Here is a 2,023-nt window from a genome sequence, read left to right as displayed (position 1 = left end):
GCCAGGCGCCGTGCCGCCCAGGCTGGCGCCGGACCGCCCGGTACGCGCCGCCCACCGATCAGCCCGCCAGCACCTCGATCAGCAGGCGCGCGACCGCCTCGCTGGACTGCGGGTTCTGTCCCGTGATGAGGTTTCTGTCACGCACGACGTGCGAGGTCCACGCTGGGCCGTCTTCGACCAGCGCGCCGCGCTCGCGCAGCGTGCCGGCGACCAGCCACGGGGTGTTCTCGCCGAGACCACCGGTGAGCTCCTCCTCGTCGGTGAAGGCGGTGAGCCTGCGTCCGGCGAACACCAGTGCGCCCGTCGGGTCCACGGCGCTCAGCAGTCCTGCCGGCCCGTGGCAGAACGGGGCGATCGGCGTGCCGGCGGCATCGGCCGAGGTGAGGATGGCGCCGAGGTCCGCATCGAAGGCGAGGTCGGCCATCGGGCCGTGGCCGCCGGGGAGCACGATCGCTTCGTAGTCTGCGGGGTCGACGGCATCCAGTGCCAGCGGCTGTGACAACGAGCGCGCGATCGACGCGAGGTACGTGCGGAAGCCCTCGACCTTGTCCACATCGCCGACGACCTCGACCGAGAGCGACCCCGGGTCGACCGTGGGCACGCGCCCGCCGGGAGTGGCGATCGTGATTGCGTGGCCGACCGCGGCGAGCTCGCGGTGCGCGACGACGAGCTCCTCCGCCCAGTATCCGGTCGGGTGCGAGGAGCCGTCGGCAAGCGTGAGGGCGTCGGCCGCGGTGACAACCATGAGAACGTTCGACATGTGGGGTCCTTTCGACGTCCACCATGCTCGCCCTTCAGTGCGTCGCACCTTCATCGGAATGCCGATCGCACCCATCGGTGTATCGATGGATGCGCGGCGTCACCGGATGAGACGGCGCAACTCCGCCGCGACGGCGCCGACAGCCGGATTGCTCTCGACCTCTCGGCCATGCGTCGCGAGGAAGATCGTGTTCAGCGGTGGCACTTCGGGCGCGTCGAGCGCGACCAGCGCACCGCTGTCGAGGTCGCCGCGCACCAGGTATGTCGGCAGCACCGACATCCCGAGGCCCGAGAGCAGTGCCGAACGGATGCCGCGCAGGTCGGGCACAACCGCAACGACGCGCAGCTCCTGCGGGGGACGGTCGAACACGCTGCGCCAGTAGCGCCGGATGATCGGGAGGTTCTCGGCGTACGAGACGACCGGCACCTCCTCGAGGTCGACACCCCGCCAGCGAGGCGCGCCGACGAGGACGAACTCCTCGTCGTAGAGGGGGACCGCGGTGACGCCGCGCCGGCGCGGCTGCACGGAGCTGACCACGATGTCGAGCATCCGGTGGGTGAGCGCGTCGAGCAGGTCTTCGGCGAGTCCGAACGTGAGGCGCACGGAGGAGCGACCCGCGTCGACGAGTTCGTCGAGCCGCGGGACGACCATGATCGAGAGGATCTCTGCCGGCCCGCCCAGTTGCACGGCCCGCACCGGGGCGCCGGCGGGAGCCGAAAGCAGGGCGGCATCCTCGATCGCGTCGACGTGGCTCGCGACCTCGCGCGCCAACTCGATCCCTCGGGGCGTCGGCGAGACCCCGGCGCGGTCGCGATCGAACAGGGCATACCCGAGCTGGGTCTCCAGCGCGCGCACGTGCGCCGACGCGGTGCCCTGCGAGATGCCGAGCAGTTCGGCCGCCCCGGTCACCGACCCCACCCGATAGACGGTCACGAAGGTGCGGAGATGATCCAGACTCGGACGGCTCACGATGCCCAGGCTAGCTTTCGCGTCGGACATCGGCCGCGCCTCCGTTGCCGCGTACCCCTTACGTCAGACAAACGGATGCCGGGGCCCGCTGTGCGTGACCCCGGCATCCGTGTGTCTGGAAAGGACGTCAGTCGGCGGCGTCGGCTTTCTCGAATTGTTCTTTCATCTTCTCGAGGTCGATGGCGTCGGTGGTGACTTCTTTCTTGCCGTAGTAGACGTCGCGGTCGAGTTCGTTGTTCGCGTTGGCGACGAGCATCGCGACGAACGTGTCGCCGTTGACGTTGAGGAAGGTGC

2 protein-coding genes are annotated in these 2,023 nt (G+C 69.8%); both read right to left on the bottom strand.

The features are described 5' to 3' along the window. Nucleotides 1–58: 58 nt before the first annotated feature. Nucleotides 59–760 carry a type 1 glutamine amidotransferase domain-containing protein gene (locus WBP48_RS03415; protein ID WP_424436121.1) on the bottom strand — a complete coding sequence of 234 codons (702 nt, stop codon included), beginning with the start codon at nt 758–760 and terminating at the stop codon, nt 59–61. Nucleotides 761–859: 99 nt separating this feature from the next. Beyond that, a complete protein-coding gene (locus tag WBP48_RS03410) occupies nt 860–1,729 on the bottom strand; it encodes a LysR family transcriptional regulator (RefSeq protein ID WP_424436118.1) in 870 nt (289 codons plus the stop codon). Nucleotides 1,730–2,023 lie beyond the last annotated feature (294 nt).

It is taken from the genome of Microbacterium sp. (assembly GCF_049661145.1).
GTDB lineage: Bacteria > Actinomycetota > Actinomycetes > Actinomycetales > Microbacteriaceae > Microbacterium.
This window is presented reverse-complemented; position numbering and strand designations above follow the sequence as displayed.